The sequence below is a fragment of the Gallaecimonas aegicerasi genome (genome assembly GCF_045291545.1).
GTDB lineage: Bacteria > Pseudomonadota > Gammaproteobacteria > Enterobacterales > Gallaecimonadaceae > Gallaecimonas.
On the sequence record NZ_CP149514.1, the window covers coordinates 1,207,059 to 1,224,370 of the forward strand.

General features: G+C 51.6%; 19 protein-coding genes and 5 tRNA genes. 11 read left to right on the forward strand and 13 right to left on the reverse strand.

Annotated features, from left to right (window positions below):
• Window positions 1-2: 2 nt before the first annotated feature.
• The 5 genes from WDB70_RS05945 to WDB70_RS05965 are packed head-to-tail and all read right to left on the reverse strand — an operon-like array spanning window position 3 to window position 2,018.
• Window positions 3-320: a TusE/DsrC/DsvC family sulfur relay protein gene (locus WDB70_RS05945; protein WP_406667580.1), complete on the reverse strand. Its 318-nt coding sequence runs from the start codon at window positions 318-320 to the stop codon at window positions 3-5.
• Window positions 321-581 carry a DsrH/TusB family sulfur metabolism protein gene (locus WDB70_RS05950; RefSeq protein WP_406667582.1) on the reverse strand — a complete coding sequence of 87 codons (261 nt, stop codon included), beginning with the start codon at window positions 579-581 and terminating at the stop codon, window positions 321-323.
• A 4-nt stretch (window positions 582-585) separates the two neighbouring features.
• Window positions 586-948 carry a sulfurtransferase complex subunit TusC gene (tusC, locus tag WDB70_RS05955; protein ID WP_406667584.1) on the reverse strand — a complete coding sequence of 121 codons (363 nt, stop codon included), beginning with the start codon at window positions 946-948 and terminating at the stop codon, window positions 586-588.
• Window positions 942-1,310 (reverse strand): sulfurtransferase complex subunit TusD, encoded by a 369-nt coding sequence (gene tusD, locus WDB70_RS05960; protein ID WP_406667586.1) that lies wholly within the window; start codon window positions 1,308-1,310, stop codon window positions 942-944. The genes tusC and tusD overlap by 7 nt, the downstream gene beginning before the upstream one ends.
• Before the next feature lie 48 nt (window positions 1,311-1,358).
• A complete protein-coding gene (locus WDB70_RS05965; protein WP_406667588.1) occupies window positions 1,359-2,018 on the reverse strand; it encodes a Bax inhibitor-1/YccA family protein in 660 nt (219 codons plus the stop codon).
• Between the two features lie 160 nt (window positions 2,019-2,178).
• On the opposite strand from WDB70_RS05965, the gene WDB70_RS05970 reads away from it, so the two are divergent.
• From WDB70_RS05970 to WDB70_RS06005, 8 genes are all read left to right on the forward strand, one after another.
• Window positions 2,179-2,268 (forward strand) — tRNA-Ser (locus WDB70_RS05970).
• 142 nt (window positions 2,269-2,410) lie between these two features.
• Window positions 2,411-3,055 (forward strand): UvrY/SirA/GacA family response regulator transcription factor, encoded by a 645-nt coding sequence (gene uvrY, locus WDB70_RS05975; protein ID WP_406667590.1) that lies wholly within the window; start codon window positions 2,411-2,413, stop codon window positions 3,053-3,055.
• Window positions 3,056-3,057: 2 nt separating this feature from the next.
• Entirely contained in the window at window positions 3,058-4,866 is a 1,809-nt protein-coding gene (gene uvrC / locus WDB70_RS05980) for an excinuclease ABC subunit UvrC (protein ID WP_406667592.1), read from the forward strand.
• A gap of 13 nt (window positions 4,867-4,879) precedes the next feature.
• Window positions 4,880-5,428 carry a CDP-diacylglycerol--glycerol-3-phosphate 3-phosphatidyltransferase gene (gene pgsA / locus WDB70_RS05985; protein WP_406668020.1) on the forward strand — a complete coding sequence of 183 codons (549 nt, stop codon included), beginning with the start codon at window positions 4,880-4,882 and terminating at the stop codon, window positions 5,426-5,428.
• Between the two features lie 137 nt (window positions 5,429-5,565).
• A tRNA-Gly gene (locus WDB70_RS05990) sits at window positions 5,566-5,641 on the forward strand.
• 41 nt (window positions 5,642-5,682) lie between these two features.
• Window positions 5,683-5,756: transfer RNA gene (locus WDB70_RS05995), tRNA-Cys, on the forward strand.
• A gap of 45 nt (window positions 5,757-5,801) precedes the next feature.
• Window positions 5,802-5,875 (forward strand) — tRNA-Cys (locus WDB70_RS06000).
• A 5-nt stretch (window positions 5,876-5,880) separates the two neighbouring features.
• Window positions 5,881-5,967, forward strand: a tRNA-Leu gene (locus WDB70_RS06005).
• Between the two features lie 92 nt (window positions 5,968-6,059).
• Here the strand turns inward: WDB70_RS06005 and WDB70_RS06010 are convergent.
• From WDB70_RS06010 to WDB70_RS06020, 3 genes are all read right to left on the reverse strand, one after another.
• Window positions 6,060-6,680, reverse strand: a complete 621-nt coding sequence (locus WDB70_RS06010) for a DUF1294 domain-containing protein (protein WP_406667594.1) — start codon at window positions 6,678-6,680, stop codon at window positions 6,060-6,062.
• Between the two features lie 29 nt (window positions 6,681-6,709).
• A complete protein-coding gene (locus tag WDB70_RS06015; protein WP_406667596.1) occupies window positions 6,710-7,114 on the reverse strand; it encodes a hypothetical protein in 405 nt (134 codons plus the stop codon).
• A gap of 124 nt (window positions 7,115-7,238) precedes the next feature.
• Window positions 7,239-7,670 carry a hypothetical protein gene (locus WDB70_RS06020; protein WP_406667598.1) on the reverse strand — a complete coding sequence of 144 codons (432 nt, stop codon included), beginning with the start codon at window positions 7,668-7,670 and terminating at the stop codon, window positions 7,239-7,241.
• 85 nt (window positions 7,671-7,755) lie between these two features.
• On the opposite strand from WDB70_RS06020, the gene WDB70_RS06025 reads away from it, so the two are divergent.
• Entirely contained in the window at window positions 7,756-8,046 is a 291-nt protein-coding gene (locus WDB70_RS06025; RefSeq protein ID WP_406667600.1) for a hypothetical protein, read from the forward strand.
• A gap of 184 nt (window positions 8,047-8,230) precedes the next feature.
• Complete coding sequence (locus WDB70_RS06030; RefSeq protein ID WP_406667602.1) at window positions 8,231-8,974, forward strand: hypothetical protein; 744 nt, start codon at window positions 8,231-8,233, stop codon at window positions 8,972-8,974.
• Window positions 8,975-9,296: 322 nt separating this feature from the next.
• Here the strand turns inward: WDB70_RS06030 and WDB70_RS06035 are convergent, their stop codons facing one another.
• The 5 genes from WDB70_RS06035 to WDB70_RS06055 all read right to left on the reverse strand — a co-directional run bounded on the left by WDB70_RS06035 (window position 9,297) and on the right by WDB70_RS06055 (window position 15,903).
• Window positions 9,297-10,754: a hypothetical protein gene (locus tag WDB70_RS06035; RefSeq protein WP_406667604.1), complete on the reverse strand. Its 1,458-nt coding sequence runs from the start codon at window positions 10,752-10,754 to the stop codon at window positions 9,297-9,299.
• Between the two features lie 459 nt (window positions 10,755-11,213).
• A complete protein-coding gene (locus WDB70_RS06040; RefSeq protein WP_406667606.1) occupies window positions 11,214-14,372 on the reverse strand; it encodes an HD domain-containing phosphohydrolase in 3,159 nt (1,052 codons plus the stop codon).
• Window positions 14,373-14,685: 313 nt separating this feature from the next.
• A complete protein-coding gene (locus tag WDB70_RS06045) occupies window positions 14,686-15,123 on the reverse strand; it encodes a hypothetical protein (RefSeq protein ID WP_406667608.1) in 438 nt (145 codons plus the stop codon).
• A gap of 78 nt (window positions 15,124-15,201) precedes the next feature.
• Entirely contained in the window at window positions 15,202-15,555 is a 354-nt protein-coding gene (locus WDB70_RS06050) for a hypothetical protein (RefSeq protein ID WP_406667610.1), read from the reverse strand.
• Between the two features lie 48 nt (window positions 15,556-15,603).
• Window positions 15,604-15,903: a helix-hairpin-helix domain-containing protein gene (locus WDB70_RS06055; RefSeq protein ID WP_406667612.1), complete on the reverse strand. Its 300-nt coding sequence runs from the start codon at window positions 15,901-15,903 to the stop codon at window positions 15,604-15,606.
• 320 nt (window positions 15,904-16,223) lie between these two features.
• On the opposite strand from WDB70_RS06055, the gene WDB70_RS06060 reads away from it, so the two are divergent.
• Window positions 16,224-17,207: a helix-turn-helix domain-containing protein gene (locus WDB70_RS06060; protein WP_406667614.1), complete on the forward strand. Its 984-nt coding sequence runs from the start codon at window positions 16,224-16,226 to the stop codon at window positions 17,205-17,207.
• Window positions 17,208-17,312 lie beyond the last annotated feature (105 nt).

The following is a 17,312-nucleotide window of genomic DNA, read 5'->3' on the forward strand; positions in this document are numbered from 1 at the left end:
CGTTACAGGCACTTGGCCGGTTTGGGCAGGCCGGCAATTTTAGTGGCCTGTTTGGCCGGGCCGTCGGGGAACAGTTTGAACAGGTAAGCAGAATTGCCTTTATCCGGGCCCAGCTTTTCCTTCATGGCTTTGACCAGCAAGCGAATGGCAGGGGAGGTCTTGTATTCGTTGTAAAAATCACGCACAAAGTGCACCACTTCCCAGTGGGCTTCGGTCAGCTCAATGCTTTCTTCTGCGGCCAGCTCTGGCGCCAGCTCCGGGCGCCAGTCTGTGGTATTAAGCAGGTAGCCGCGCTTGTCTCGCTTGATCGTACTTAGCATTTACCAGGTCAGAGTGTTGTCAAAATTCAGGGTTAGCACCACCACTTTCGGCCAGTCGACGGCAGTAACGGTGTTCGGGCAGCGGCTGGCCAAAGCCCGGGCCTTGGCGTCGGTGTGCAACCAGTAACAGGGCAGCGACGGTAAAGCTTCCAGCGCCTGATAGCAACCGTCGCCTTGAAACAGCACGGCGTCACCCTCGGCAAACAAGCTACAAGCCTGCTGATAGCCCTGGCGGTGGCGAATAATGTGTAAGGTACTCATGATCTTAAAACCGATAAATGGCGTCCTGCCGGGCCAGCAGTTGCTGGAGGGCGGTGTCGTCGACCACGGCCACCTCAATGGCCAGATCCGCTGCCGTCAGGCCGCGGGACGAAAGAGCCGAACGCTGTACGTAGAGGTGCTCCACCTCATACAAGCTCAGCGCTTTAAAGGTAGCAAGATAATCCTTGCTTGCAGCCTGTTCCGGCTGTTGATCTTTTACCAGTTGCCAAACACCGTCGCCAATAAAAAACAAGCTCAACGGCTGTTCATAGGCAGAGGCGGCCAGCACCGTATCTAACGCTTCACGGCCTTGCTGGTTGGCAAAGGGCAGGGCGCTGAAGATAACGCCAATATGCTTTTCTACCATTGCACTGTCCTGTCGGCCGTCATGGTGGCATTGACCAGCTCGCCAAGGCCGGCCTGCCGGTACGGTGCCTTCAGGCTGGCTGGTAACTGGTGTTCTGCTGCCAGTTCGTCATCAAGAATGCCCCGGCGCTCAGCAGCAGCCACACAAACCGCCAGCTCCAGGCCGTGCTCTTGGGCAAAATCACTCCAGTGCTGGCCCAGGTGCGGCTCGCCCCCCACTAACGGCACCAGCGCATTGGCGGTACTGACGGCATCGGCATAAAAAAACACCGTCGCCAACTGGTGCCCGCCAGCCACCACCGCTTTGGCAAACTGCAAGCCAGCATGGGCATCATCGGTGATCAACAGAGTAAAGGTTGCCATTACATCAATAAAAAAGGCCCCGACTGGGGCCTTTTCCTCAGGGTTTGCTCAGTCGTCGCTCATGATACCGAGAATGCTCAGCAGGCTCACGAAAATGTTATAGAGGCTAACGAACAACGTCACCGTAGCCATGATGTAGTTGCGTTCCCCACCATGAACGATGGCACTGGTCTGGTAGAGAATAATGCCACTGGAGAAGAACACGAACAGGCCAGACATAACCAAGTGGTACAGCGGCGCATGGATAAAGAAGGCGCCGAGCATCATCAGCAACAGTACCCAGAAGCCTGCCTGCAGCATGCCGCCCACAAAGGACATGTCTTTACCGGTGATCAGCACATAAGCCGACAGTGCAAAGAAAATACCGGCGGTACCGGCAAAGGCCATAAAGACCACATCACCGAGGCCCGCGCCCAGGTACATGCTGAGAATTGGCCCCAGGGTGTAGCCCATAAAGCCCGTCAGGGCGAATACCGACAAAATGCCCGCTCCGGAATTGGCGGTTTTCGCGGTCAGGAACAATAGCCCGTAAAAGCCCACCAAGGTGATGATCGGGCCAGGGTAGGGCCAGCCCATGGCCATGGTGATGTAAGCCATCAGGGCACTGAAAGCCAAGGTCATGCCCAGCAGCCAGTAGGTATTGCGCAATACCTTATTGACGCCGACCACGCGGCCAGCAGTTTGTGTTCGAGCCTGATATTGCTGCATGGATTGCTCCTGTTATGCGATGCGAATACGTTTTTGATAGCGAACAGTGTAACAAAGTTCCGGTTCCTGCCTAGCCTCGGTTGGCTGCGATTTAGCCAAACAATTCAAAGGCCTCTTTACAGCCTCAAATCATCTGGCTATAGTGCTCGCCGTCAACTGCGGAGGAGTGGCAGAGCGGTTGAATGCACCGGTCTTGAAAACCGGCGAAGGTGAAAGCCTTCCGTGAGTTCGAATCTCACCTCCTCCGCCATTTTTCGAAGAACCGCCGGCAGGCGGTTTTTTTGTGCCCGGGCGACGGCAAGCCCAGCGGCTGGCTATCAATGTCTTGCCAGCATGGCCGCCTTTGCTTAGATTGGGTGCTCGGCGTTTGTGTAAGCCTGTCAGGGGGCAAAGTGATCAAGGTACTGTTGGTCGACGACCATGAGCTGGTGCGTACCGGTATCCGCCGTATCATCGAAGACAGCAAAGGATTTGCCGTGGTCGGCGAGGCGCAAAACGGCGAAAGTGCCATACGCCTGGCCAAGGAACTGGCACCTGATGTGGTGCTGATGGACATGAACATGCCGGGTATCGGCGGCCTGGAAGCCACCCGCAAGCTGGCCCGTTTTTGCCCTGACATCAAAGTCATAGTGCTGACCATTCTGGCCGAAGAGCCGATGCCGCAAAAAGTCATGGAAGCAGGTGCCGCCGGCTTTTTGACCAAAGGCAGCCACCCTGACGAAATGCTCAATGCCATTCGTACCGTTTGCACCGGCCAGCGCTACCTGCCTGCCGACATTGCCCAGAAAATGGCGCTGCGGCCATTTAACGGGGAAGACGCCAACCCCTTTACCCAGCTGTCTGACCGCGAGCTGCAAATCATGATGATGATCACCCGCGGCGAAAAAGTGCAGACCATCTCAGACAAGCTCAATTTAAGCCCGAAAACGGTCAATAGTTACCGTTACCGGATGTTCGAAAAACTGGCTATCCAGAACGATGTGGAGCTAACCCACATGGCCATCCGTTACGGCATGCTCGACACCAGCAAGCTTTGAGGATGTTTGATCACAAAGCTTTTTTAAAAACCCTGAGCAGCCAGAGCGGCGTTTACCGCATGCTCGACGCTGACGGCACGGTGATTTACGTCGGTAAAGCCAAGGATCTGAAAAAGCGCGTTTCCAGCTATTTCTTGCGTGGCCAGCAAAGTGCCAAAACCACCGCTCTGGTGGCCAACATTGCCAATATCGAAGTTACCGTCACCAACAGCGAAACCGAAGCGCTGATCCTCGAAAATCACCTTATCAAAGCGCACCGCCCGAAATACAACGTGTTGCTGCGTGATGACAAAAGTTACCCCTATATTCTGGTGTCAGGCCACCAGCACCCGCGTATTGCCGTGCATCGCGGCCCCCGCAAGGAAAAAGGCGATTACTTCGGCCCATACCCGTCGGCCGGGGCTGTGCGCGAGGCACTGAAACTGATGCAGCGGCTGTTTCCGGTGCGCCAGTGTGACGACACCGTGTATCGCAACCGTTCCCGGCCTTGCCTGCAATATCAGTTAAAACGCTGCCTGGCGCCCTGTGTCAAAGGCTACGTAAGTGACGCCGATTACGCTGAACAGGTGCGTTTGGCACGGCTGTTTTTGGCCGGTAAAAACCAGCAGGTGATCGCGCAACTGGTGGAGCACATGGAAGCGGCCAGCAAAGCGCTGCACTTTGAAGAGGCGGCCCGTTTTCGTGACCAGATCCAGGCCGTGCGCACTGTGCAGGAACGCCAGTGGGTCAGCGGCAATGCTGAAGAGCTGGACATCATCGCCACAGCCGAACGCCAAGGCGTACTGGTGATCCAGGTGCTGATCGTGCGTGACAGCAAAGTATTGGGGTCGCGCAGCTATTTCCCGAAACTGCCGCCGGGCACCGACATGAATGAAGCCTTCAGTGCTTTCTTGCAGCAGTTTTACCTCGGCGGCCTGCACGGCCGTCAGGTGCCGGCAGAAGTGTTACTGGACCGCGCCGTGCCAGAGCGGGAGCTTCTGGCCGAGGCGGTCAGCAAAGAAGCCGGCCGCAAGGTGACTTTTAAAACCCAGGTGCGGGGCGAGCGCCGCCGCTATCTGGAGCTGGCGGCGAAAAATGCCGAGGCGGCTCTGGTCGCCAAACTGGCCCATAAAGGTACGCTGGCCGGGCGTTATAAAGCGCTGAAAACCTTTTTGGGGCTGCCAGCAGACATTGAACGCATGGAGTGCTTTGATATTTCCCACACACAAGGCACCCACACGGTAGCCTCTAACGTGGTATTCGGCCCGGAAGGGCCGGTGAAATCAGACTACCGGCGTTTTAATATCGAAGGCATTACCCCCGGTGACGATTACGCCGCCATGGCACAGGCCATGGCCCGGCGTTTCAAAACCCCGGACGATACCCAGCCAGACATCCTCTTTATTGATGGTGGCAAGGGCCAGCTGAGTCAGGCCGAAGCCCACTTTGAAAACTGGCCGCAACGGCCGCTATTGGTGGGGGTTGCCAAAGGGGTTGACCGCCGCGCTGGCCAGGAAGTGCTGATCCTCGGTTACAGCCGCAAGGAAATGACGCTACCCCCGGACAGCCCGGCGCTACACCTGGTGCAGCACATTCGTGACGAATCACACCGCTTTGCCATTACCGGCCACCGTGGCCAGCGGGCCAAAGCCGGGCGTACCTCTACGCTGGAGCACATTGAAGGGGTAGGGCCAAAGCGGCGCCAGGCCCTGCTGAAATTCATGGGCGGACTGCAACAGGTGAAGGCGGCCAGCGTCGATGAATTGGCCCGTGTACCAGGCATAAGTCGTTCATTGGCCGAGAAGATCCATGCTACACTGCACAGCCATTGAAGGGCCTTCCCGTATTGTTATGACCATCCCGAATTTACTGACGCTGTTCCGGCTGTTGCTGATCCCGATTTTTCTGGTGCTGTACTATCTGCCGGTGTTCTGGGCCCATTATGCGGCCGCATTTGTATTCTGGCTGGCAGCCATCACTGACTGGTTAGACGGTTACCTGGCCCGAAAACTCCAGCAAAGTACCCCCTTTGGCGCCTTTTTAGATCCGGTTGCCGACAAGGTAATGGTTACCGCTGCCTTGTTATTGATCACCGAACACTACCAAAGCCTGTGGGTGACTATTCCGGCGCTGATCATGGTCAGCCGCGAAATTGTCATCTCGGCGCTGCGTGAGTGGATGGCCGAAATTGGCAAGCGCTCAGCCGTGGCCGTCTCATGGGTGGGTAAAGTGAAAACCACCGCCCAGATGCTGGCACTGATTGGCCTGGTGTCGGGCTGGTATCCCTTTGTTATTCTTGGCTGGCCCTTGCTGTATATTGCCGTGGTGTTGACTGTTTGGTCGATGGTGACCTACCTGGCCGCCGCCTGGAAAGACTTGCTGGCCAGCAGCTGACTGGCCAAAACAACGGCTGTTTGCTGCTTTTTTGACTAAACGGTCATAAGTGGCTGTTACGGCTTATTGACTCACCCCCGGATGCAGGTAGAATGGCTCGCACTTCTGGGCGCCAGTGGGTGCAGTGAAGTGATTTTGCGGGAATAGCTCAGTTGGTAGAGCACAACCTTGCCAAGGTTGGGGTCGCGAGTTCGAGTCTCGTTTCCCGCTCCAAATTAACGTACGAAGCAGGGCAGTTTAGCCCGGTTTCTTACGGCGCGATGGCAGAATGGCTATGCAGCGGATTGCAAATCCGTGGATCTCGGTTCGACTCCGGGTCGCGCCTCCATATTACTGGCAAGTAAGCCAGATGGCCTTAGGCCGAACACAAATTGGCGCGATGGCAGAATGGCTATGCAGCGGATTGCAAATCCGTGGATCTCGGTTCGACTCCGGGTCGCGCCTCCATCTGAGCCCGGATGGTGGAATTGGTAGACACAAGGGATTTAAAATCCCTCGGCGTTCGCGCTGTGCGGGTTCAAGTCCCGCTCCGGGCACCATATATAAGCAAAAAAGGCACCTCAAAGGGTGCCTTTTTTGTTTTTACTATGGCCATAAAGCCCGCTTTTATGGGTATTAGCGAGTGTTTTCGCTAGTTGCTGGCGTCAAGAAGGTGCTTTAACAGGGCGTTGCCCTTGTCTGTTTGCAGCCACAATAACACCAGCAGATTTATGACCACTGTTGCCCAGTAAGTGGTTTTGAAGGCTTTCTTTTGGGATTTGTGCCGCAAGGCGCTTTGTGCCAGCAGGGCGCCGGGCCAGCCACCCACCAGCGCCATCAGTTGCAAGGTGCGCTCTGGTGTTCGCCAGCGGCCTTTTTGGGCGGCCGACTTATCGATGGCGTAGGCAACAAATGTGACCAGGCTCATCAGTGCGTAAAGCGCCAGCAGCCAGGCCGGTAGCTTTGCGGCCACAACCAGGCCTGTCAGGCCCGCAAAAAAGCTTGCCAGGAGTACTTTGCTAAAAACGGTGGTGCGGCCTGGGCGCTTACGGCGTTGTTGGCTATGCGGGGCAAACTGAATGTTTTCTGCCCGGTAGCGGTTTTGGCTGTCGCGGGTCAGTTCATAAAAAATGACTTCGCCGTCTGCCGGCCGCCGGGTGCTGTGCTTAAACGCCGAAACGTGAACAAAGGCGCGTGGGCCACCACCATTGGGTTGCACAAAGCCAAAGCCTTTTTCGTCATGCCACTGTGTTATTTTGCCTTGAAAGCGCATCGTGATCCTTGGCCGCTCAAGCAGCGGGCTTACTGTTGTTCCTGTAATTTTCGCAGCAGTGCGGCGGATAAATCACCCTTGCTGTCCCAGGTAACGGTGGCTTTTTGGCACAGGCTCGAAGCAACTCCGCCCAGCCACTGCTCATAACCATGGGGCCCGCCATGGGTGTCGACGGTGACGAACGGCACCCAGTTTTGGGCTTTGTTCTGGGTGGGTAAAAACTGGCCGCAAAGAATGTAACGCATGGCCCCGTCTGTTTTAAAAAGGTGCCCGACGCGCACGGCACGAAACCGGCTGGGGTAGAGTTGACGGTGAGCGTTAAAGTCCGCCGCCGATTTCGTTAGCAGAAACTGCACCGGAGGTGCCTTTTGCTCTGTTGGCGATACAGTAGCGTGGCTGGCAGCATAGGCCTGGTGCAGGGACGTGAACATCATTATGCATATTGCGCTGATGAGTAATCGCATCATTGTTCTCTGCAGTGTTGTAAATACGCGTCGCTAGCATTGCAGGTGTTAGCGACGCGCATCGCTTTAAAGCGGGTGAAAGCCACTCGCGTTTTTATTTCTTGGATACATTTATCGAGTAATTATCCAGTCGAGATGAGTAACCCTCAGGGGTATTAATCTTGAGGTTGGCAGCGATCGGCTCTTTTGAAGTGATTGTGGCGGTTTCTTTTCCACTCTCGAAACCATCGTCTTCCAATAGAATGTTCAGCACTCCAGTACATTCCAGTTTCTCAACCACGAGTTGAGAATACCCGTTCATCTTGATGTGGGATAACGGATCCATAGACAGTGACTTGAATGAGAGCACTGACGGTTTTTGTGGTGTATGGAACAGGGAAGCTGATTCGAGATATACAGAAAATAGCCCACTGCTGCTGCAATGGCTCAAATCAAGTGCCCCACCATTGACGATGAAATTGCCAGACAATGAATTGTCATTTGCAACCGCCAGCGTTCCACCTCCGCGTTGTTGAACGGACCACACTCCACCAGCGCCGCCGCCGTGGCTGTCACCATATCGACTACGCTACCACCGCCAAGACCGCTCCAAGGTACTGGGCGTCACCGAGTTGTTCAAGAACCGCTACTTCCTGCTAGACGGCACCAACCTTACCACCAGTAGCCGCTGTAAGGTGCAAGTATGGCAGGCCACCCTGTCTGCCACAGCTTCCGCTGATCTGATGAGTTCCGACTACTTTACCGGCCAGCTTGACGGCACCCTGGTGACTCCCAGCGGTAAGTCCTCGCCATATGAAGTGGAAATGCGACTAAGCTCCGGCCGCCCAGGCACTGGTGCGGCCATCTCTTATTACCCTATATCTCGAGGTCAACATGTCCGAACCACAAGCACCAAAGACTGATCTGGTAGAGATCACCTTCAAGAAAAATCACACCCATGCAGGCTAGAAACACAAAGCCGGAGACAAGCTCAAGATCCACCAGTGCAAGCTGGCATGGTTCAAGCAACAAGAGCTGGTATAAGACCGTTTGAGTATAGCTCTTGATGCATAGTAGGATGGTCAAAAAGGAAATTTTGGCCTAATCATGAAGACTAAAAAAATATTAATTGCTTTATTGGCTTTTGCATTGGTTTTTTTAACTTTAGAAATTTTCATTTATTTCAATAATTTTGGTTTCTCGCTGCATTTATCTAAAGAGCATATTGATTGGAGTAATTTTTACAACTATCTAAATAGCGTCGTAACACCGACTATAGGTATATTCACATTTATTTCTTTTCTTGCTTATAATGCTTTGCTTGTAGAAACTTCAATCAGGCAATCTGAACTAGCTGAGGAGCAAAATACTTTGCTTAAAAATCAGTCTAAATTGCAAGTTGAGTGGGAGACGGATAAAAAAAAGGAAAAGCTTGCATCACAATTGTCTGAGCTTTCAAAAAATCTATTGGATTTTCTTAGTGAAGATGTTGGCCAAGAAAGGTTTAACAATATTCTAAAGGTTTTTAGTGCCAATCCAGATGCATCATGTTCTCTAAGAAATTTTTTTATAATAGCCATTGAGCAAAAAATGGATTTTAAAAGTCAAGTGGATTTACCAAGTTATTTGTTATTTAAAATAACCGAGCTAAGTTCTTATGTTGCTGAAATAATACACAAGGCTGACAAGTATAAAAATCTTTCTGATAACAGTGGCGAATTTGAAATTTTAAAAATATCACTTATGAATAGTATTGTTATTTCAGTAATTATTCTAAAAAAATTAAATGTTACTGACGAAATATTTAATGAAAAGTGCGTAGATGTATTCGGAGATATATTCGAAATTTAATGTGTTTAAAACAAAAAACCGCTTAAGCGGTTTTTTTATGGGGGAACCATAAGTATTAAATACTCCATCATCAATTTCCTAATCAAGGGAAAAGACACAGCTACTGCGATGATACAGGAAGTAATACTCATTTCTTGTTCTCCAATGGCATAAACCGTCTTCATTCGTGTATTTGAAAAATGCAAGCGAACTTAGACTTATAATGAGTAAATTTTTTAGGTATAACGTTTGCCAGCAAAAGTCCGCGTATTTATCTGTGCATAATTCATACAAAGCTCTTTGGCGCACTTTGCTGGCTTAAGTTTACGATTTCGACCGTTAATTAGTTATCGGGGATGGCTTGCACAAAGGTTGTGGTGTCATTTTTTACGTCAATGACAATTGAAACGTTACCGTTACTTTTGGACGTTCCTAAAGACAGTACCGTAGTAGGGGAATCCCAGGGGTTGGCAAGAATATACATCAATGGGACATAAATAAAGGCATCCATATTCACTGTTGTAGGTTTTTGTGTATTTGTTCCGGTAGTGTAGGTAACAGACAAGTCACTGGTAATGTTCAAACTGCTGTCAGTGTTTGTCATTGGTACGCCACCAAATGCACTTAGCGGTACCGGGTTAAAGGGGGTCTGTGATTGCAAGCCGCTATGTTCATTGATGTTTCCGATAACCTTAGCCAGTGTCATCGTTTCTGAATCATATTCTTTAGTGAAGGTAAGACTTATGTTAGTACTATTCTTTGTGTCCGTCAGTGTCAGTACATTACTGCTGAAGGACATATTGTCTTTTACGAAATCATAACAGGTGGAGTTGACCCCATCAAAAGAAAAGGTGATGGAGGCTGAATATACAGCAGCACCAGCAAAAACCGTATATTGGCCTAGAATGGAAAGAAATGCTCGCGGGTGGATAGAGGGCAGTGGATAATAACCACTAAAATCACCCAGCTCTTTACTGTTCGGATTTGGTTCAAGATCTGAGATGATACTGGAATTAATTTTATTATCATTCATGATGGTTTGCAGGTTTCTGGAAGAAACCTTTTTTCCGTCCACGGTCATGTCATTACATGCAAATCCCAACGCACCGGCAGTACCCATAATCAGTTGCACAGATTTTTCGCCATCAGGGAACTGAAAGTAGTACATGTTCATGTTGTAGATGTATTCTGGTACCTGTTTTAGATTTTTATCGCCAGTGCCATAATCATAATAAAGGGTATTGTTTTCGCCGATCTGCATTACCTTGGTTAAGGCCGTTTTCGCTTTCTCTTCAGGATTGATAATAATTTTTTGGGGCTGGTAATAGGTTCCCTGATATAAGCTATTTTCGATCGGATTGTTGTAAGTTGAACCACTAACTGTTGTTGGTGATGCTGGCAGATGCGCTATCTGGCCTTTGAGTTTGACGGTGATCGCTGCATTTTTTACGCGGGTCAAGGTCAAGTGCAAGGAAAACTCATTGGTGCTCTGGATAAGTGTAGTGCCATCAAAAGTACCACTGGAAAACGCAACACGGTGGGCCGTTTTGCCATCCAGTGAAAAATATAAATACGTCATGTAGGCTGTTTTACTACCGCCGTTGGCGACTACCAGGTTGGCATCAATGGCAAAAAAGGCACCGGGCTTACAATCCAGAGCGTAGTAACCATTGTAGGGTATAAGGGCCTGAGTATCGGGACTCGGGACAAAATCATCAAACTTGCATGTTTTTAAATCAGCCTCAACAAGGCGATTAAAAGCAACCTGTTCAAAAGTATGTCCTTTTTGTATGGTTTTCATAATATATTTCCTCTTTTTTAGTGAATACTGAAAATAGGTATAAACTGGTTTTGATTTTCTTTGATTGCTTTATTTATTTCATACTCTGTTTTTATAAAAATTAAAGATCTGTGAAAATGCCTTGTAGCTGGCAAAAATCCCAAGCGGCCCCTGTAAAAATACAGTTCATTAAAAAATATCACTTAAATTTTTATTTGACGCTGGTGGAACGGACCGGTTTGTGGGGAATCAGCAAAACCTCCATTCCTGCCATAGCGGCGCTGCACTTAACGGGCATGGGCCCTCGATAAGCTACAAACAGCAGATCACAGTCACACGACCAATGGTTCAGCGAATCAGGGCCGGGCACGCTACCGCCCCTGCGTTACGGGCCGCACTGTCCCAAACATCCCTGTTTTCTGCCTTAAGCCCTCGGGGCCAAGGGTGTTGCGGGGCCGGGGTTAGCTGGCTCTGGCGGCATCAGGCCAGGTAGCGCGCAATATCAACGGCATCAATTTTATTCGCTGGCATGTATTTGCGGGCGTATTGCAGATACACACCGCTGGTCAGGAACAGTTCAAACAGTTGCTTGTCGATATGCTGCTTTTCACTTAAGCGGTGCAGAATATCCAGCGATTGGGTCAGGGTTTTGCCTTCCTTATAGGGGCGATCGCCAGCGGTAAGGGCTTCAAAAACATCGGCAATGGCCAGAATACGGGCGGGTATTGATAGCTGCTCGGCGCTGAGCTTACGCGGGTAGCCGGTGCCGATCAGGGTTTCGTGGTGGCCGCCAGCGTATTCGGGGACCCGTTTTAAGTCATCGGGTAGCGGCAGGGTTTCCAGCATCTGAATAGTTGTGATGATGTGTTCGTTGATGATGTAGCGATCTTCGGCGGTGAGGGTGCCGCTACGAATGCTGAGGTTATAAAGCTCGCCGCGGTTTTGTTTATGGGCCGGTGCTGGCATATCAAAACCGAATTTTTCGTCCCGCTCGATTACCGAGGTGCGGGCAATAATGTGTTCCGGGCGGTCAGCCAGCAGTGGTTCGGTGCAGGGCAGGGGGGCGCTTTGGGTTTTGAAGTGGCGGCGCTCTTCTGGCGACAACCCCAGCTGGTCATCGAAATGCCGTTGCCACTGCTGGGCGCCAATGCGTTCGAGCCGGGTAATATTTTCTGGCGCCATGGATTCACTGCCGATATTGCACTGGGCTACAAAGTCAAAGTCGTCGAGCAGGGTTTGCTGGCGTTTGGCCAGTTGCCGGGCCAACTCGGGCTGATTTTCTGGCTGTTGTTGCAGCGCTTCGAGGTAGCTGATGCGGGCGTCACGCCACAGTACTTCAAAGCGCATCCGTACCTCGTGAATGCGGTTATAAATGCATTCGAGCTTACTGCCCTTGTCGACAATGTGTTCCGGTGTGGTCACCTTGCCGCAGTCGTGCAGCCAGGCCGCAACTTTAAATTCCCGCCACTGCTCTTTGCCTTGCAGCTTGAAGTCGGCCAGGTTGCCGTCTGAGCAGTTGGAGGCGGCCTCAGCCAGCATAATGCCTAGCTCTGGCACCCGCGCACAGTGGCCGCCGGTGTAGGGGGACTTTTGGTCAATGGCTTGGGCCAGTAGCTGAATAAAGGCATCCATCAGCTCTTGCTGGCCATGTTCATAGCGTTCAATGGAGCGCGCCATAAACACCATTGAGCGGGTGAGCTGCATGATTTCCTTCACGCGCGAATGCACCGGCTTGACCTCGTCAAAGCGGCGTTGGGTTACCTTGTTGTTTTCTTCAATCAGCAGCCGGATCGGCTTGACGATGATATTGACCAGATAAAACACCAGCGGCACAAACAACGCCAGCACCAGCATGGTGATCAGCAACGACACCTTTACCTTGGCCATGTAGGGTTTTATGTACTGTTTTACCGGCACCATCATGCCGATGTATTCGGTACCGCCGTATAAGGCGTGCAGGTTACGCACCAGCACAAAATAGGCCCGGCCATTGAGGCGGATCTCCTGCAAGCCCTGCTGGCCTTGTTGTGCCAGGGTCAGAATGGGCCGGGGTAATTGCCCCAGCGCCAGGCTGTTACTGCTCGACAGCGCTTTTTGTTTTGCCCGCGGTGTGAGCCAGCGCTGCTGCAACTGCTGGCGTTCGGCTGGGGTCATGGCGCCGATGCCGGCGTTGATGATAGACAGCAACACCGGCTGATTTTTTTGCAGCATGAAGTGCAGCGAGTGGTTGCCGTTATCGGCCAGAGCGGGAATGGGCTTGGACGTATGCAAGCCGGTCAGAAAGTAATAGTTAATCAGATAATCGGTAACCGACTGCATTTCAAACAGCACATCGGCTTTACCCTGCTGCACCGCTTGCAGGCCGTCCAGAGTATTGTCTACCGGCACCATATGCTTGGCCCCGTAGTGCTCAACCAGGTAGCGAGACAAGGCAAAATCTACCGGCGCGGCAATGCGTAGCTGGTTAATGTTGCCAAGGCCGCTAAAAGCAGGGCCGCCCTGGCGGGTAATAGCCACAATGCGGGCTGGTAAAATAGGCCGGGAAAAGGTGCCGTATTGCTGGCGTGCTTTGCTTTTAAACAGCGGCTGCAATATGTCCAGCTGCCCGGCTTTGAACAGTTCGGTGAGCTTGGCGTAACTGTAGCCGTTGACAAACTCAAACCTGAGGCCGGTTTTTTGGCCAATATTGTACAGGTAATCAATTACATAACCTTTGGGAACACCGCTGACGGCAAAGTCGAAGGGGGGCCAGTCCAGTTCGTTGGACACCCGCACCAGCGGGTGCTCTTTGATGTACTGCTGCTGCTCGGGGGTAAGGCTGACAGGCGTAACAGGCTGGGTGTTGCTGGTGCTGTGTTTCTGGCGGTAGGTGGTGATTTGGCCATGGCCATTGAACAGGAAAATGTCGCCGTCATCGGAAAAATTTTGCCTGTCTAAAAAGCCCGACATGCCGCTAAGTGCCACATCAACCCCCACCACCTGGCCGTTCTGGGTTTGCTTGGCATAGCTGATCCCCGGCATGTGGATCAGGCTGAACAGGTAAGGCGGGGTTTTAATGATGTTGTGCTTGCCCTGGGCCATTTTGTACCAGGGGCGGTTGCGGGCGTCGTAGTGGCTGGGCTGCTGGCGTGCCACGCGGGTTTTGAGGCTGTCATCCAGGTAATACATGGCCTGCTGCCAGTGGCCACCTTGCCGAGTAACTTCAATGGCCACCCAGCGATCTTCCGGTGCTGCCTGGAGGCGCTGCCGGCTGGCCGGGGAACTGACCAGATTAATCAGCATCAGGCTGTTGCCGTCAGGGTAGCCAACAAACATCGAATAAATGTGGTTGTTGCCGCCCATGGCACCGGCCATCAACGGCACCAGCGGGTGCAACTGGCCGGTTTGCAGGGGCTGGTTACGCTGGCCAGACAGCTCCAGCAGATGGGTCAGGCTGGCCGCTTGTTTGTCTAGTTCGGTGGCCCGTTCACTGACTTCATGGCTGATTTGCAGAAACTGGTTTTCTGAAGCCGCCATGGCCAGCTGCCGGCTGAAGTGATACTGCATCCCCAGAGCAACCAAGGCTGTGATCCCGGCAACAATAAGAAAGGTACTTAACACCGTAAAACGGATGGTAAGCGGGGGGATCTTCCAGCGCATAGCCTGTCTCCATTTGCTCCAGCGCATCACCCAAAGACGCTACGCCGTACTGATCACTCCAGAATCATGCCGCTGCTGCTCAAGCCATATTACAAGCGTGCTGGCGACTATTAAACCAACAGTAACCCAACTGGCTAAACTTTTGTTATTTAAATGACTTTTATATTGTTGGCGGGGTAGGTGGTGGCGCCGCAGGCCCAACAGGCGCCGTTACCAAGGGCCGGGCTAGTGGCTACTGCGGCGGCCGGTTTTATAACGGATACGGGCAAGCACCAGCGCCCCGGCAGTGAACCCCTTGCCTGTAGTGGCCCCGTTAAACTGTTTCAGAGATCTTTTCTTGCAGAGCGTTGATCAAGCTTCTGGGGGTCTTATAACCCAGCAGAAAGCTTTCACCTGACTTTAGCTCTACTCTTACTGCTGATTGCCCCGAGACCGTATATAACCAGCCATATGGTGTGAGCCTGATCCCATACCCCCAGTACCATTTCGTTTTCATTTCTGATACCGATTGGATATCTGAAAGGGCAACCTTTTTCTTCCAAAACCAAGGCCCAAAGAACCAAATAAGGTATTCATCATCAACTTTTACGGTTAAGAATGAGAACAAAACCATGATAAAAAACAAAATACCATAAGCAATAAAAGTGTAATTTGATATTGGTTTTACTGATAAAAAATAGATGATGAGACCAATAACGAGCACTGAAGCAATAATAACAGTGCCGATTTGAGTTTTATGATAGTGCTTCATAATAATTCACCATTAACTTCAATCTACAGAGATGTGATCCCTACCATGTGAAATTAAAACTTGGATTTGATTGCATTGTTATCCTTCCCCTTCAATGATAGAGCAGATTGCAATTTCATTCTTGCTTGAAAAAGATAGACATTGGTCTTTTGTGTTCGGCCAGCCAGCCATAACCTGATTAAGTGTTGCAACTCGTTTCGATAAGTGGTCAATACCTTGAAACGTGAAGCGAAATGCAGTGTTATCTTTTACCGCTGTAACTTCGCATTTGCCATGTGAACACACTACATCAACCTTGTTTGCCTTGATCTTGTCTATTTGCCAATGCGTGTAGTGATTACTAAAAAAGGACTGCAACTGCGGAGTGAGCACTATTGCGAGAGCAACAATAGCAATAGCCAAGAAAATAATGATTTTGAATTTACCTGTCATCTTTGCCTCTTCTTAAGAATTTTATTCAGTAACGCATGTATGACTTGGCTACTCCGGCTGTTGTTTGGCCAAGGCCGCTTTGCGTTCAGTGCTGTAGGCCCACCAGGGCCGGGCTGGTTCCCCCTGCATAAAGCGGGTGATGGAAATAAACACATCAATCACGCAAGGGTCATGCCGCTGGCCTGTGAGCTGGCACAGGGCGCGGTACATTTGGTAAGGGTCTTGGCCCAGCAGCTCGGCCGGGTGGGCGATGCCAAGCAAGTGCAAATCTGCTGCACTGGCTTTGCCAATGTTGGGCAGGTCGGTGAGTTTGCGGGTGTTGTTACGGTCAACTTTATCGGGGTTCATACTGTGCCTGGCTGCGCTGCTGGGGCTGCTGTCTCTGTATTGTAAGTAACGCGTGCTGATCCGCACGGGCGCGGCCCGGTGCCGTGCGAAGCGGCGGCGTCAAAGAGCGGCGCCAAATGGCTTGCTCACCACGGGGTAAAACCCGGATTATCTATGGTTAAGTGCTAACGTATGGCCAAGGCTTAGGTGATGTAAAACAGCCAATGCGCCTTTCAGAGTAAATGCAACCGCTGGTTGACAACATTACAAGTGCGGTTGGTAGTAGGCAACCAACTGATTTTCTAGGATTAATGCCACTCAACACAGGAAAGGGCAAGGCAATGATACTGGCTGACAAAATAGTGACATTACGCAAGCAGGCTAACTGGTCTCAGGAAGAACTGGCTGACAAGGTGGGGGTTTCCCGGCAATCGGTGTCCAAGTGGGAAAGCGCCAACAGCATTCCCGATCTCAATAAAATCATCCTGATGGCTGATCTGTTCGGTGTCTCCACTGACTATTTGGTCAAGGATGATATGGAACACCCCGGCAGCAACGGCGTCAGTGACACACCTGACATTCCACAGATATCCATGGAGCAAGCCAATCAGTATTTGCAGGCGAAAGTGGCCGCCGCAGAGCTGACCATCAAAGGGGTGCTGTTATGTGTCTGCTCGGTTGTGCCGCTGTTCTTCTTTTTGGCCATGGCTGCCGCCGGGCGTTTTGGCATGACAAACAGCCTGGCCGCCGCCGCCGGCATTACCGGTATTCTGGTGATGGTGGGCTGGGGGGTCAGTTTTTTCATCAAAACACAGCAGTTTGAAACCGCCACCAGCACCATTGATGACGAGCATTTTGAACTCAGCTATGGCGTTCACAGCGCCTTTGAACACAAGCGAAACGCCTTCAGCCCTACCTACTACCGCCGGCTGTCGTTGGGTATTTTCCTGTTTATCAGCAGCTTTTTGCCGCTCATGCTCAGCGCCATTTTTCATCAGGGGCCGGAGAGGGTGCTGATGATGCTGATAGTGTTAATGCTGCTGATCGCCGCAGGCTTATATCTGGTGATACCGGTGTCAGCGAAATTCGACGCCTATACCGCCATTTTGACCGACAAAACAGCGCATACGGCAAAATCCCGCCGCGTCAGGCAGGCGCAGAAACTGGCCGGGTTCTACTGGCCGTTAGTAACCGCCGTTTTTCTTGGCTGGAGTTTATGGACCATGAACTGGGGCATTACCTGGATAATCTGGCCCGTCAGCGCCGTGCTCTTTGCCGCCCTTATTGGGTTAATGGAACTGCTGCACAAAGAAGAGGCTGTTTGAGTGGGTGTAGCCCACGTTTCGGGGCTATAAAACCGGCTGTAGATTAACAGTGAGATTTTTATAGCTCCGAGTAACGGCGCAAGCAGAGGCGCAGCTTCGCTGCGT